The following is a 13,936-nucleotide window of genomic DNA, read 5'->3' as shown; positions in this document are numbered from 1 at the left end:
GCGGCCCCGCCACGCCGGCTCGGCGGATCACACTCCGGCCACCGGCTTGTACGCGCAGACCACCTCCCAGCCGCCGGGCAGCACGGCCACCCGGTCGAAGCCGACCTCCTTGAGCAGGCCGGTGTAGAACTCGACCTCCCGCAGCCGGCTGACGCAGCTGTCGACCCCGATGAGGAAGTAGCTCCAGAAGAACTGCATCGCCAGCCGGTCCGGGGTGCGGAACTCCTCGCAGATCACCAGCAGCCCGCCCGGTTCGAGGGCCGCGTACGCCTTCTCGACCAGCCGGCGGGCGACGTCGTTGGGCCAGTCGTGCAGCACCCGGACGAACGCCATGGCGTCGTAGCCCGTGGGCAGCGGCTCGGCGAAGAAGTCGCCGCCGACGAAACCCAGCCGGTCGGCGTGCCCCGTACGCGCCCGGGTGGCCGCCACCAGCGGCGCCACGGCCGGCAGGTTGTACACGTCGGCCCGCAGCCCCGGGGCGTCGTCGAGGACGTGCGCGGCGAGCGTGCCGTCGCCCCCGCCGACGTCCAGCAGTCGGCGCCGGTCCGACCACAGCCGGTCGGCGTTGCGGTGCACCGTCTCGATCACCGGGGCGAGACCGACGGCCATGCTGCGCTCGAAGTCGGCGGTCTGCTCGTCGGTCTTCGGGGGCCAGGCGAAGTCGTCGTCGCTCATGCTCACCTCGCCCCGCAGGCTCTCGGCCAGCCGACCGTGCAGCCGCCGCCAGGGGTAGCGGTCCCGGTCGCGTTCGACGGCGCCGGGGCCGACGACCGCCGTGACGGCGTCCCGGAGGCCGGGCACCGCGCGGTACGTGGCCGTCGTGATGTCGTCGCCCGGCTCGCTGCGCTCGACGACGCCGAGGCTCTCCAGGCAGTCGAGGAACTTGTAGAGCCGCAGGGGCCGCACCTCGAACCGGGCGGCCAACTCGCCGAGGCTCGCCGGTCCGGGCTCCAGCGCGTCGAGCAGTCCCGTGCCGAGCGCGGTCTCCAGCACGTCCATGGCCTTGGGCCCGTTGGCGAGCAGACTCATCAGCGCCCGGGGGGACAGCGTGACCTTCACCGTTTCAGCTCCTCTTCCAGGGCGTCCATGAACGTGTCGATCTCGTCGAGGGTGTTGTAGACGTGCGGGCCGACCCGCAGGTGGCCCCGCCAGCTGCAGACCATGTCGCGCGCGATGAGCCGCCGCTTGACGGCCTCGCCGTCGGCGACGTCCAGGCAGACGACGCCGCCGCGCCGGTGCGGTTCGGTCGGGCTGACCACGTCGATGCCGGCCGCCGCGGCCCGGTCCAGGATCCGATGGGTGCAGGCGAGCGAGTGCCGGCGGATCGCGTCGACGCCCACCCCGGCCAGCAGGTCCAGGCCGACCTGGGAGACCAGCGAGGTCAGGGGGAACGGCGTCCCGCCCGCGAAGCGCCGGGCCCCGTCGGCCCAGCCGGTCGACGGCTGGAACGTGAACGCCCGGTCGCCGGCCTGCCAGCCGGTGGCCGCCGGTTCCAGCTCCGGCACCAGGCCCGGCCGGACGTAGAGGAAGGCGGTGCCGACCCCGCACAGCCACTTGTGCGCGCCGCCGAGCACGACGTCGACGCCGAGCGCCGTCACGTCCAGCGGCATCACCCCGACGGTCTGGAAGGCGTCGACGACCACCAGGGCGCCGACGTCGTGGGCGCGCCGCACCAGCCGGGGCAGGTCGATGGTGGCGCCGGAGGAGAAGCTGGCGTGCGGGACGCAGACCAGCAGGGTGCGCTCGTCGATGCGTGCCTCGAGGGCGTCCTCGTCGAACCGCGGGCCGCCCGAGCCGACCACGTCCAGCCGGGCGCCGTAGCGGCGGAACGCGTTCCAGATGAACGGCACCGTCGGATACTCCAGGTCGGTGGTGACGACCCGGTCGCGCGGCGGTCGGTAGTCGAAACAGGACGCCACCCGGGCGAGCAGCGTGCTCAGGTTCGCGTCCGTGACGACGCTGCCCGCCGCCGCGCCGATGAGGGCGGCGACCGAGTCGGCGTACCGGTCGAGGCCGACGTGCCAGCCCTGCCAGACCTCGTCGCGCCAGCTCCGCAGCGTCTCCCAGTAGCCGGTGAGGACTCCTTCCGCGCCTCTGGGCACCGCGCCGGTGGAGTTGTTGTTGAGATAGACGGCGCTCTGGAGCAGGGGGAACTCGGCGCGCAGGGCGGCGTGCGCGGTGGCGTCGAGGCACTCGGGCACGTGCGGGTCGGGGTGCGGTTCGGGCGGGCTCACTCGGGGCTGCCTCCGGTCGGCTCGGTCGGGGACGGGGGCCGGGAGTCGTCGGCGACGGAGGTGAAGACCGGGATGGACCGGACGGCGGCCAGGTAGGGCGTGCCCTCCGTGTAGCCGGTGCCGGGGCGGGGGCCGAGCATCCGGGTCGCCAGCCGGTGGTGCGTACGCCGCCACTGGACGACCGCGGCGGCGAACGACCGCATCTCCTCCTCGACCCGCTCGCCGCCGGGCGCGGCGAGCAGGCCGTCGCGTACGGCGGCCCGGAACGCGTCGTCGACCGACGGCCGCCCGGCGTGCACCCGGTCGCGGACCTCCGGCACCTGGTGGTAGGCGGCCGAGTCCAACCGCGACCCCTCCGGGGTGCGGCACAGCGACTCCACCAGCTTGTAGGAGCGCGACTGGATGGCGCTCGCCCCCTCGGTGAACTCCCGGAACGTGCGGAACGCCTCCGCCTGCATGGTGGCCAGCAGCGAGAACAGCGGCCCGGCGGCGGTGAGCTGCTCGCGGGCGTATGCCAGCCGCTCGACCGCCGGCCCCGCCTGGCCGGCGGTCAGGGCGGCGACGGTGGCGCGCAGCTCGTCGGCGATCCCCGCGAAGAGGCACTCGTACGCCTGGAGCACCCGGATGAACAGGTACTCGTCGTGTGTCACGTGGACCGGCAGCATGCTCAGCCGCAGCACCAGCTCCCCGGTGGGATCCGGGTCGGCGGCGAGGGCGCGCAGCTCGTCCGGGGTCGCCACCGCCTCCCGGTGGGGGACCGTGCCGGCCAGGCCCATCCGGACGAGAGCGGGGGACGCGGCCCGTACGCCGAGCCGGTAGCGTTTGGCCACCACGTCCCTGCTCGGGCGCCGCTCGGGCAGCAGGTCGGTGGTGCCGGAGGCGGCGGTCAGCTCGAAGGCCAGCGCGTCGGCGACCAGGCGGACGAGGAGCCGGTCCCGGTCCCGCCGGGCACCGACCGGGTCGGCGGCCGGCCCGTCGTCGACGTCGTCCCCGCAGGGCAGCCGGAGCAGCCGCAGCGCCAGGTAACTGCGGTAGTCGTACCGGCCGTCCCACTTGTCGAGCGCGGCGTCGAGGAAGTCACCCAGCAACCGGGCGTGGGCGTCCCGCGCGGCCGCCGGCACCGTCGACTGCGCACGGGCCTGGTCGAGCAGGGCCAGCAGTTCCTTCTCGACGAAGTGTTTGCCGACCCGGTGAAACTCCGCCAGCACGGCGGAGTATGGGAAACTGTCGGGCTCACCGGCACCGGACAGCCAACTCGTCAGTTCACGCACGAACCGCACCTCGACATTTCGGTCGCCACGCAGACAGGTGGGGAGGGATTGACAATTTCTGGTGGACGAGGATTGTCAGGGACGACCGACAGGTGATTCGTTACCGGATTCGTCGGTGGGCTTCAGGCGGGCCCGCCACAGTTCGGGGAAGAACCGGTACCCGACGAGCTTGGCGAGCATCGTCGCCTCGGCGCCGTCCGGGGCGTGGCCCCCGACGCGCAGGGCGAGCTGGTAGTGCCGCGTCCGCCACAGCGACACCCGCTCGTCCCACTCGACGAGCGCCTCGGCGAGCCGCTGGACGGGGTTCGCCGGATCCGGCCGGCCCAGTGTGGCCGGGTCGATCCCCTGGGCTTCCAGCTGCTCGGCGAACGCCCGGCCGAGCTGTCGGCTCGTGGCCTGGACCTGCCGCCAGCCGGGCGACTCCGCGCCGGATCCCTTGCCCAGCGCCGGTTGCATGGCCTGGAAGTCGGCCGGGGACAGATGCCGGAACATCTCCAGCTGGTCGGTGACCAGCTGGATTCCGAGCGTCGCCCGGGCCAGCAGCGACTCGGTCACCGCCAGCTCGCCGGCGCGCAGCCGGGTGACCGCCTCGGCCAGCTCGGCGGCGGCGAGTTTCAGCCACAACTCGGTGGACTGGTGCACCACCTGGAAGAGCAGCTCGTCGCGGTGGAGCATCTCCTCCGGACGCCGTTGCAGGTCGAGCAGCGCGTCCAGCCGCATGTAGCGCGCATAGTCCGTGGCGCCGTCGCCAGGCAGCACAGGTGAGTGGTCCCGCTTCACGGAATTGTGTCCCCTTCGGTCGGCGTCGCCGCATCGGGAAACCGACGGTGCGACAGCGCGTGCGGCGGCCATTATGCAACGACGAAAGGCAATGTGTCACGCCCCTGTCGCGCACCGTGTCCCTTTTCGGGAAGGGGAGGGTTTCCGCCATTTTCGGCGACATTCACAAGGCGGTTTGTTAGCACATTCGGTCGACATTCGCAATCGTGGTGAACGGTTGACCCGGCACACCGGCGGGTGGGTGCGGGGTTGGGTCGACGGTTCCCGTCGGGCGGGGCACGAGAAAGCCGCCGCCGTGCCGGGGTGTCCCGGTACGGCGGCGGCTGGCGGTGGGCGGCGGAGTCCACCGCCCACCGCGAGGGCTCACCAGGTCGACGGTGGCGGTGGCGCCACGACCGGCGGGCGGTCGTCGCAGGTGATGGTGTTCGGCAGTTGCCACGGGGCCAGCCAGCCGCCGTCGTTGCCGCCCAGGTCGGTGAGGGCGAACTCCGAGCCGGTCGCCGGGAAGTTGAACGACCCGCAGTTGTTGACGCCGACGGCGCCGACGTTGCGGGCGTCGACGTTGCGCAACGAGGCCGAGCCCGCCGCCCGGGCGCTCAGCACGGAGGTGCCCGTGCCGTCGACCCGGATGTCCTGGAACCGGACGCCGGTGATCGAGTGGAGGTCCTTCACGGGCCAGTCGCTGACCAGCATGATGGCGTTGTACGTGTTGTCGAGGTAGGTGTCCCCGATGACCTCGATCCGCGCGTCGATGTCCCGGTCCAGCGCGTAGAACCAGATGGCCCCCAGCCCGATCTTCCAGTTCAGCTCGTACGTGCCGGCGCGGGCGGTGGTGTTGCCGGTGATCAGCAGCCGCCCGGTGAACGGCTGCGCGCCGAAGCGGGAGCCGACCTGGATGGCGCTGCCCTCCCGTACCGGGTCGGCGACCAGGTTGTGCGACACCGTGAGGTCGGTGCCGCCGTAGAGGGCGATGCCGTTGGCCAGCACCGGCGACTGCACGGTGTTGTGGTCGAACGTGTTGCGGGCGTTGCCGACCTTCTCCGACCACATCGCGAGCCCGTCGTCGCCGCTGTTGCGGACGAAGGTGTGGGCGACCAGCGAGTCCGTGACGCCGGTGTGGAAGTTGAGCCCGTCCGCGATCTGGTCGACGATGATCGTGTTGGTGACCCGCACGTTGCTCATCGGCCCGTCGAACCAGATGCCCACCTTCGTGTGGCGCAGGTGCAGGCCGTCGATGGTGGAGTCGCTCATCGCGCCGCCGATCGCGTTGACCTGGTCGGTGTCGATGCGCTCGCGCACGTCGCCCTCGATGGCGAAGCCGGAGAGGTGCACGTTGCGGCTGCCGCCCTCGGCGGCGGGCCTGCCGTAGAAGCCGACGCCGGTGTGCACCGAGCCGTCCGGCGCGGGCGTGGGCAGCGCGACCTCGCGTCCCTTGACGATCGTGTACCAGCTGCCGGCGCCCTCGATCGTCACGTCGTCGACGATGATGTGCCGGTTGACCTGGTACGTGCCGGGCGGCAGGTAGACCGGCACGTCCGCCCGCCGGGCGAAGGCGATGGCCCGGTCCAGGGCGGGGGCGGAGTCGCGGCGGCCGGTCGGGTCGGCGCCGAAGGCCAGCACGTTCGCCGCGCGCAGCCGCACGCGCGGCGGGCCGACGAGCTCGGAGTCCAGCAGGTCGACCACCGTCCACGCCGCGTTGCTGCCGGCCGGCGCGGTGAGCCGGACCCGGTCGCCCGCCCGGTACGTGTGGCCGAGCAGCAGCCGCTGCTCGTCGTAGAAGTGGCTGGGGCGGAACGGGGTGGGGATGCTCGGGTACGGCGTGGTCTCCGCCGGCACGCACGAGCACTCGGTGATCCACCAGTCCGGGTGCAGCAGCCCGGCGGTCGGGTCGTTGGAGAACGGGTACTGGTTGTAGAGCCAGGCGTACTGCGAGGTGAGGGTCATCGTCCGGACCCGCCGGTCGTTGACCGCCACGTCCAGCGGGGCGGTGATGCCGCCGCCCTGTGGGGCGTCGGGGATGCTGTAACGCACGGTGATCGCGTTGGCCGCGCGGGGCAGGACGAACTCGACGTACCGGCCGGGGGTCAGCCGGACCGCGCGGCGGCCGGAGGCCTCGGCGGGCAGCGTGTAGGCGGTGCGATCGGGGCCGATGATCTCGCCGTCCGTGGTCGCGTTTTCCGCCTCCTGCTCGACGAAGGCGACGTCGGCCCCGCGCCCGGCGACGAGTTGCGGGTCGAGGCCGGCCCTGGTCACCACTGGTGCGGTGCCGGCGGGCGGGGCGGCGGTGGCCCGGCCGGGCGCGCCGGCCAGGACGCCGAGGGCGGTCGCGAGCGCGACGGTGGCGGCGACCGCCGCCCGGGGCCGTCGCCGCGACGACGGTCCGGGCAGCGCAGATCTGCTCAGGGGCATGGCGTGACTCTTCTCGTGGTGGGACGGGTCCGGCGGTGCGGCCGGCAGTGACCGCCGCTACGCGGCGTACACCTCGAGCTGGGACAGCTGCGCCGCCGGCCAGCCGGTGTTGCCGGTGACGCGGATCCGCACGTACCGGCCGGGCGTCGCCGGGACGGCGATGGCCACCCGGTTGCCGGTGGCCGGATCGAAGACGTGGGCGGCGGACGCGACGGCGGTGCTCCAGGCGGTGCCGTCCGGGCTCGTCTCGACCGAGAGGGTCTGGGTGCGTCGTTGCCAGGCGGCGGCGGGCGGGAGCCGGAGCACGACCTGTCCGACGGGGACGGTCGCGCCGAGGTCGACCCGGACCCACTGCGGGAAGGCGTTGCCGGCGCTCTCCCAGTAGGTGTTCGCGTCGCCGTCGACGACGTTGGCGCAGCCGTAGGTCTGCACGTGGCTGCTCTCCGTCACCGGCCTGCCCCGGGCGAGGTCGGCTCCGGGCGCCGCCGCGGTGGTCGCCGACACGGCGGTGGACGGCGCCGACGGCGTGCCGGCGCCGTCCACCGCGACGACAGTGAAGGTGTACGCGGTCTGGGGCGTCAGCCCGCCGACGGTGGCGGACGTGCCGGGAACGGACGCCACGGTCTGCCCGTCGCGGCGCACCTGGTAGCCGGTCACGCCGTCGGGATCGGTCGACGCCGTCCAGGCCAGCGACACGCTCGTCGAGGTCCGACCGGTCACCGTGAGGCCGCCCGGCGGGGTGGGCGGGGTGGGCGTCCCGGTCGCCGCGTACACCTTGACCTGAGCGAGTTGGGCCGCCGGCCAGCCGGTGTTGCCGGCGACGGTGACCCGGACGTGGCGGGCGGCGGTGGACGGCGCGGTGAGGGTCGCGGTGTTGCCGGTCGCCGGGTCGAACCGGACCCCGACCGGCCCGGCGAGCGTGGTGAAGGTCGTGCCGTCGGTGCTGCCCTGCACCGTCACCGTCTGGGTGCGCGCCTCCCAGCCGGCGGGCACGGCGAGGACGATCCGGGCCAGCGGGTGGCTCGCGCCCAGGTCGACCCGCCACCACTGCGGGAAGGCGCCGTTTGTGGACTCCCAGTAGCTGTGGGGATCGGCATCGACGGCGTTGCCGGCGGCGAACGCGCCGTTCTGGCTGCTCGCCGACGCCGGCCGGCCGGCGGCCAGGTCGCCGCCGGGCTGCGGGCCGCCGCCGAGGACGGGCGGCGTCGGCCGTACGGGGGTCAGGGCGAGCTGCCCCTTGAACATCCGGCCACCGTCGGCGGTGATCCGCAGGTAGTAGTCGGCGGAGCAGGCGGTGCCGTCCTCGTCCAACGCCCGGATGCCCGCCCCGGCCGGCGTGGTCGCCTGCGTCTCGCTGGTCTTGGCGATCTGGTTGCCCTCGTTGAACTCGTCGAACATGGAGACGTAGAGGCCCTGGGCGCCCAGCCGGGTCATGTTGTAGAGGTGCCGCCAGTAGAAGTCGCCGTGGCGGCGGTGCCCGGCCGACAGGTCGCCCGGCATCACGCAGGGCTGGTAGTCGATGCCGTGCGCGGCGCAGTCGGCCAGGTCGGGGACGTTGACGTTGGTGTGGAACCAGTCGAGCCCGTCGAGGGTGCCGGTGCGGCCGACCATCCACGGCGAGAGCATGTGGAACGCGTGGTAGACCTCGGAGAAGCCCGGCCGGGAGTCGTTGACGCCCTGCCGCCAGTAGGTCGGCACGCCGCCGATGACGTAGCAGCCCTGGGCCTTGAACCAGGTGACCACGTCGAGGCAGGCGGCGGGCGCGAACGGGCGGCCGTCGTCGTTGAAGCCGAATCCCCAGACGCAGACCACCGGCCGGCCGTTCTGCCGCGCGTACGCCGGTGAGGCGGTGTGCGCGGACATCCGGTCGGCCCAGTCCTGCTTGATCTGGGACTGCATCGCCGTCCAGCCGGTGACGTCGTACATGATGTAGAACTTGCGGCCGAAGCGTTCCGCCGCGCCGCGGACCTTGACCGCCATGGCGTCGCGGGTCGGCCCCTCGTCGCCGACCGGGTTGAACCGTTGCAGGGCGGCGGTGTCGCAGCCGTGCTCCTGCATCCAGCGGAAGTGGGTGTCGACGGTCTGCTGGTCGTAGGAGGAGAAGAGCTGCGCCGGCTGGCCGTTGCCGAGCGGCGGATAGGCGGTGGTGTAGCCGCGGGCGTACTCGCGCATGTCGGGCCAGGAGACGATCGTGGTGTTGGCCGGGGAGGGCGACTGGAACCGGTCGCGGCTCCAGTGCCACCAGCCGCCGATCGGCGCGCCGTCACCCGGGCAGCTGAACCAGCCCTGGTAGCCGACCGAGACCTTGCCGACGACGTCGCCCGGCGGGCTGGCCGCGTACGCCGTGCCGCGCAGGGCGGAGACCAGGTCGGTGGGGGAGACGGCGGCGAGCGCCGAACCGGCGGCGAGGGAACTGATGAGTCTCCGACGGGACACCGCCATGGCCGTCTTCCTTCCGGTCGCGGAAAGGTATCGATGGCCATGGTGCAGTAGGCGACTCCACAATGCAAGAGCGAGACCCGGCAATGAAAGAACACGACCGGGTGCGGAAATTTGTCAGACGGGGGCGGGTCGGGAACCCCTTCCGGCCCGCCCCCACCGGGGCGTCACTCCCTGAGCAGCGGCAGCACCCGGCGGCCGAGCAGGTCGACGCCACCGGCCGGGGTCAGCCCGTGCGGGGTGCCGAACTCCACCCGGGTGGCCCCGGCGTCGAACACCGCCGCGGCCTGCGCCGCGACATGTTCGGGCGTGCCGGAGAAGGCGAACAGGTCGAGCAGGTCCCCGCCGATCAGCGCGCCGGCGAGGTCGTGCTCCTGGCGGGCGACGTGCTGCTGGATCCGCGCCAGCAGCTCCGGGTCGATGTCGACGTTCGGGTCGAGGGCGGCGACCACGGCGAGGTACATGGCGACCTCGGTGCGGGCCACCCGGCGGGCCAGGGCGCCGTCCTCGTCCACCACGGTGACCGCGCCGATCACCACACCCACCTGGTCCCGGCCGGCGGGCGTGGCCTCGTCCAGCCAGGCGCGCATCGTCTTGGCCATCGCCGGGTTGGCCGACCCGCCGACCTTGATCTCCGAGGCGAAGGCGGCGGCCGTCCGGGCGGTCTGCTGACCCCACGTCCCCACCAGGACCGGCACGTCGGCGCGGACCGGGGCGTAGCGCAGCGTCGTGCCGGGCGCCACGGTGAACTCCCGGCCCGCGAAGCCGCCCTCGTCGCGGGAGAGCAGCAGTCGCACCACGTCGACCGTCTCGGTGATCCGGCGCAGCGGCCGGGCCTGCGGCACCCCGATCTGGTCCAGCCAGGTGCCCCGGGCCAACCCGAGGTAGGCCCGCCCGTTCGACGCCAGGTCCAGGGCGGCGACCTGCCCGGCGATCTCCACCGGGTGCATGGTGAACGGGTTCAGGCAGGCCGACCCGAGCCGGATCCGCCGGGTGTGCCGCGCGGCCACCAGCAGCGGGAAGATCGGCGGCTGGTACATCAGGTCGCCGAAGACCGACAGCACGTCGAAGCCGTGCCCTTCGGCGAGTTCGGCCAGTGCGGCGTACTCGTCGGCGCTCTTGTCGGACTGCAGTCCGATGCCGACCAGTCGGCGTCCGTCGTCGGTGCTCACGTCAGGTCTCCAGTGGGAATCTGCCGCCGGGCGGTCCGTTCGATGCGCATGATGACCCGCTCGTCCGGGTCCGGGCAGGCCACGTGACTGTCCCGGGCCAGCCAGTCCTCCGGCGGCAGCGGCCGCTGCTTGGCCGGCAGCAGCGGCAGGCACGCGGCGAGGGCGTAGAGGCAGAAGTGCCTGCCCGTCGGGATGCTGAGCCGGTTCGACTCGGTCAGGTCGATGTAGTCACCCGGCCGCAGGCCGCAGACGGACCGGCCCTCGATCCGCTCGACCACGACCCGCAGGTCGTAGAGGTCGGTGACCGGTTCCTCGGCGCTCATCGGAGGGCCTCCGCGTGGTGGTGCACGATGCGCCAGCCCCGCTCGTCGCGGCGCAGCACGTCGGTCACCCGGAAACAGTCGTCCGGCTGCCCGCCCGCGTAGCGGGCCCGCAGGACGTAGCGGACCAGGCCGGTGTCGTCCCACGAATCGACCCGGAACTGCTCGGGCGCGACCGAGGTGGGGGACGCGGCCGGACCCCGGTCCGCCGCCCGGCGGTCCCGCAGGTCGTCCAGGGCGGCCAGCCCGTCCAGCAGCTCGGGCGCGTCGGACTCCCAGATCGTCAGGTCGGGGTGCAGGCGGGCGTCGAACGCCGACCGGTCGCCCAACGACCGGTACATGTCGGTGATGGCGGCGGTGAGATCGTCAACGGTCATCGGGGCTCGCTTCCGGTCGGGGCGGACGGGGGTGTCGGGGGTGACGGCGGATCAGGAGAGTTCGGCGAGGCGGGCGCGCAGCGGATCGAGCCCCATCGGGCCGAGCCGCAGTGCGCGGTGGTGGAACCGCTTGCGGTCGAACCCCGCGCCCTCGCGCCGTTCGACCTCCCGGCGGGCCTGCTGCCAGAGCCGCGCCCCGACCTTGAAGGCCAACGCCTGCGCCGGCCAGCCCAGGTACCGGTCGACCTCGAACCGCGCCGTCGCCGGGTCCAGTCCGGCGACCCGGACCAGGAAGTCCACGGCCAGCTCGGGGGTCCACCGGCGCGCGTCGGTGACGCCGTTCCCGGGCGGGACCGGCGCGTCCAGGTGCAGTCCGAGGTCGATGACCACCCGGGCCGCGCGCCACATCTGCCCGTCGAGCATGCCGAGCCGCTCGGCGGGGCCGGCGTAGAGGCCCAGTTCGTCGGCGAGGCGTTCGGCGTAGTGCGCCCAACCCTCGGCGTACCCGTGCACCTGGCACAGCGACCGCTGCCACGGGTGCAGCTCGGCGGTGGTGAGGGTGATCGCGTGCTGGAGGTGGTGCCCGGGCAGCCCCTCGTGGCAGAGCGTCCCGACGTGCCGCCACACCGGCACCGTCGACTCGCCGGGGGGCGTCGACCACCAGATTCCGCCCGGCCGCGTCAACCCGGCGTCGGGCGGGGTGTAGTACATGACGCCGGAGGCGGCGGGGCTGATGCGGCACACCACCTGGCGGGTGGCGGCCGGGATGGCGAAGTGCGGGCCGTCCAGGGCGTCGGTGAGCTGCTCGGTGCGCTCGCGCAGCCACCGCTCCAGCTCGGGTCCGACCGGCACCCGGCCGGCGGGGTCGGCGTCCAGCGCGGCCCGCGCCGCCGCCACGTCCGGGTGGCCCAGCTCGGCGGCGACCGCCCGCTGCTCGGCGGCGGTGCGGGCCAGCTCCGCCCAGCCGTACGCGTACAGCTCGTCCAGGTCGACGGTCGCGCCGAGGAAACTGCGCGCGGTGACGGCGTACAGGTCGCGCCCGACGCCGTCGATCTCGGTGGCCCGGGGCGCCAGCTCGGTGCGCAGGAACGCGGCGAACTCGGCAGTGGCGGCGCTGGCCAGTTTCGCCCCGGCGGCCAGCTCCCCGGCCGGCCCGCCCGGGTGGCCGGCCACCAACCGGCCGTAGAAGTCGGCGGTGACCCAGGCCGTGCACTGGTCGGCGACCGCCAGCACCTGCCGGCGGGCGACCAGGTGTCCCCGCTGCGCCGAGCAGCGCAGCGTCGCGGCGTACTGGCCGAGGGCCGTGGGCACCCGGCGCAGGTGCGCGGCGACGACGGCCCAGTCCTCGTCGGTGGCGCGCGGCAGGTTGTCGAAGACCTGCCGGACCAGGTGCACCGGCGTCGCCAGCGGGGCGAGCAGCCGGGTGGTGAAGCCCGCGTCGTAGAGGTCGACCTCGCTGGCCAGCCGGTCGCGCAGCGCCCCCGCGAGGGCCCGCTGCGCCGTGCCGTCGGCGTCGGCGCCGGCCGCCGCCGTGGCGGTGCCGCGAGCCAGCTCCGCGCGGGCGGCGAAGCCGTCGGGGGAGAGGTCCGCGAAGTGCGATCCGGGGGTACGACCCGCCGCCTCGGCGGCCTCCGGGTCCAGCTCGGCGAGCGCGTCGAGGTACCCGTCGGCGACCTCGGTGATGGTCGTCATCGGGCGAGGCCCAGTCGGCCGTGGTCGTCGCGGTATCCGACGCCGCCCTTGAGCACCGCGTGCAGGGTGCGCAGCGCGGACACCGAGCGGGTGGGATCGTCGCGCAGGACCAGCAGGTCGGCGTGCTTGCCCACCTCGACGCTGCCGAGCGTGTCGGCCTGGCCCAGCCACTGCGCGGGGCGGATGGTGGCGGACCTCAGCGCGTCGGCGACGGGCATCCCGGCGTCCACCATGAACTCCAGCTCACGCACGGTCGCGGTCGTCTCGTCGTAGCCGGCGTGCGGCGGCATGTCGCTGCCCAGCGCGATCGGCACCCCGTTGCGGATGGCGTGCTGCAGGCTCTCCCAGTGCCGGGGCCCGGCGGACAGGGCGCGGTCCATCAGCCAGCCCGGCACGCCCGCGTCGCGGAAGAACTGTTCGCAGCGGCTGACCACGATGGTCGGGACGTACCAGACGCCCCGCTCGGCCATCAGCCGGGTCACCTCGTCGGTCAGCTCGTAGCCGTGCTCGACGCAGTCCAGGCCGAGTTCCACGGCGCGGCGCACCGACTCGGCGGGCCCGGCGTGCGCGGTGACCTTGCGGCCCCAGTCGTGCGCCACCCGGATCACCGCCGCCAGCTCGTCGTCGAGCAGCTGCGGGGTGTCGATCGACTCGAACTCGCCGGCGATGCCGCCGGAGATGCACACCTTGATCAGGTCGGCGCCGGCCCGGATCTGCTGGCGGGTGAGCCGGCGGAACCCGTCCGCCCCGTCGGCCTCCAGGGCGTCGGCCTCCCAGCCGTGCCCGCCGGTGCAGCAGAGGGCGTGCCCGGCGGTGAAGATCCGCGGGCCGTCCACCGCGCCGCGCTCGATGCCCTTGCGCAGGGCGAAGTCGGCGTACCGGCTCTCGCCGACGAGCCGGGCGGTGGTGACCCCGGAGTGCAGCGTCCGCCGCGCCGAGTCGGCCATCAGCAGCACCAGCTCGGCGAGGTTCGACCGGTGCACCTCGTCGCCGAAGTGGCCGGGCAGGCCGAGCGAGAGATGCACGTGCATGTTGGTCAGGCCGGGCATGACGTGGTCGCCGTGCAGGTCCACCACCCGGGCGCCGCCGGCCTCGGCGAGGACGTCGTCGACCGGGCCGACCGCGCGGATAGTGCCGTCGGCGCCGACCCAGATGCCCTGGTCGCGCTGGAGGTCGTCCCGCACGCCGTCGTAGAGCGCGAGGTTGACCAGGACCTGTTCGGTGGGGATGTGCATGCGGTGT

The 13,936-nt window shown here is 73.7% G+C and carries 11 protein-coding genes; all 11 read right to left on the bottom strand.

Going from position 1 to position 13,936, the window contains the following annotated elements:
• Window positions 1-27: 27 nt before the first annotated feature.
• On the bottom strand, window positions 28-1,059 hold the full coding sequence (locus ACN27A_RS04525; protein WP_421450010.1) for a methyltransferase: 1,032 nt from the start codon (window positions 1,057-1,059) through the stop codon (window positions 28-30).
• Entirely contained in the window at window positions 1,056-2,234 is a 1,179-nt protein-coding gene (locus ACN27A_RS04520; RefSeq protein WP_421450009.1) for an aminotransferase class V-fold PLP-dependent enzyme, read from the bottom strand. The genes ACN27A_RS04525 and ACN27A_RS04520 overlap by 4 nt, the downstream gene beginning before the upstream one ends.
• Entirely contained in the window at window positions 2,231-3,514 is a 1,284-nt protein-coding gene (locus ACN27A_RS04515) for a tryptophan 2,3-dioxygenase family protein (protein ID WP_421450008.1), read from the bottom strand. Before ACN27A_RS04515 ends, ACN27A_RS04520 begins: the two co-directional genes overlap by 4 nt.
• Window positions 3,515-3,580: 66 nt before the next feature.
• A complete protein-coding gene (locus ACN27A_RS04510; RefSeq protein ID WP_421450007.1) occupies window positions 3,581-4,285 on the bottom strand; it encodes a tryptophan 2,3-dioxygenase family protein in 705 nt (234 codons plus the stop codon).
• Window positions 4,286-4,648: 363 nt separating this feature from the next.
• Complete coding sequence (locus ACN27A_RS04505) at window positions 4,649-6,694, bottom strand: glycosyl hydrolase family 28-related protein (RefSeq protein ID WP_421450006.1); 2,046 nt, start codon at window positions 6,692-6,694, stop codon at window positions 4,649-4,651.
• 57 nt (window positions 6,695-6,751) lie between these two features.
• On the bottom strand, window positions 6,752-9,136 hold the full coding sequence (locus ACN27A_RS04500; protein WP_421450005.1) for a discoidin domain-containing protein: 2,385 nt from the start codon (window positions 9,134-9,136) through the stop codon (window positions 6,752-6,754).
• Window positions 9,137-9,300: 164 nt separating this feature from the next.
• Window positions 9,301-10,305, bottom strand: coding sequence for an LLM class flavin-dependent oxidoreductase (locus ACN27A_RS04495; protein ID WP_421450004.1), 1,005 nt, complete (start codon window positions 10,303-10,305; stop codon window positions 9,301-9,303).
• Window positions 10,302-10,628, bottom strand: a complete 327-nt coding sequence (locus tag ACN27A_RS04490) for a TIGR04076 family protein (protein WP_421450003.1) — start codon at window positions 10,626-10,628, stop codon at window positions 10,302-10,304. The genes ACN27A_RS04495 and ACN27A_RS04490 overlap by 4 nt, the downstream gene beginning before the upstream one ends.
• Window positions 10,625-11,002 (bottom strand): nuclear transport factor 2 family protein, encoded by a 378-nt coding sequence (locus ACN27A_RS04485; protein ID WP_421450002.1) that lies wholly within the window; start codon window positions 11,000-11,002, stop codon window positions 10,625-10,627. The genes ACN27A_RS04490 and ACN27A_RS04485 overlap by 4 nt, the downstream gene beginning before the upstream one ends.
• 51 nt (window positions 11,003-11,053) lie before the next feature.
• Window positions 11,054-12,694 (bottom strand): DUF885 domain-containing protein, encoded by a 1,641-nt coding sequence (locus ACN27A_RS04480; RefSeq protein ID WP_421450001.1) that lies wholly within the window; start codon window positions 12,692-12,694, stop codon window positions 11,054-11,056.
• A complete protein-coding gene (locus ACN27A_RS04475) occupies window positions 12,691-13,929 on the bottom strand; it encodes an amidohydrolase family protein (RefSeq protein ID WP_421450000.1) in 1,239 nt (412 codons plus the stop codon). The genes ACN27A_RS04480 and ACN27A_RS04475 overlap by 4 nt, the downstream gene beginning before the upstream one ends.
• Window positions 13,930-13,936: the final 7 nt, after the last annotated feature.

The organism is Micromonospora sp. WMMD737, assembly GCF_049179055.1.
GTDB lineage: Bacteria > Actinomycetota > Actinomycetes > Mycobacteriales > Micromonosporaceae > Micromonospora > Micromonospora reichwaldensis.
The sequence above is the reverse complement of the archived record's forward strand: the minus strand, read 5'-3'. Positions and strand labels throughout refer to the sequence as shown.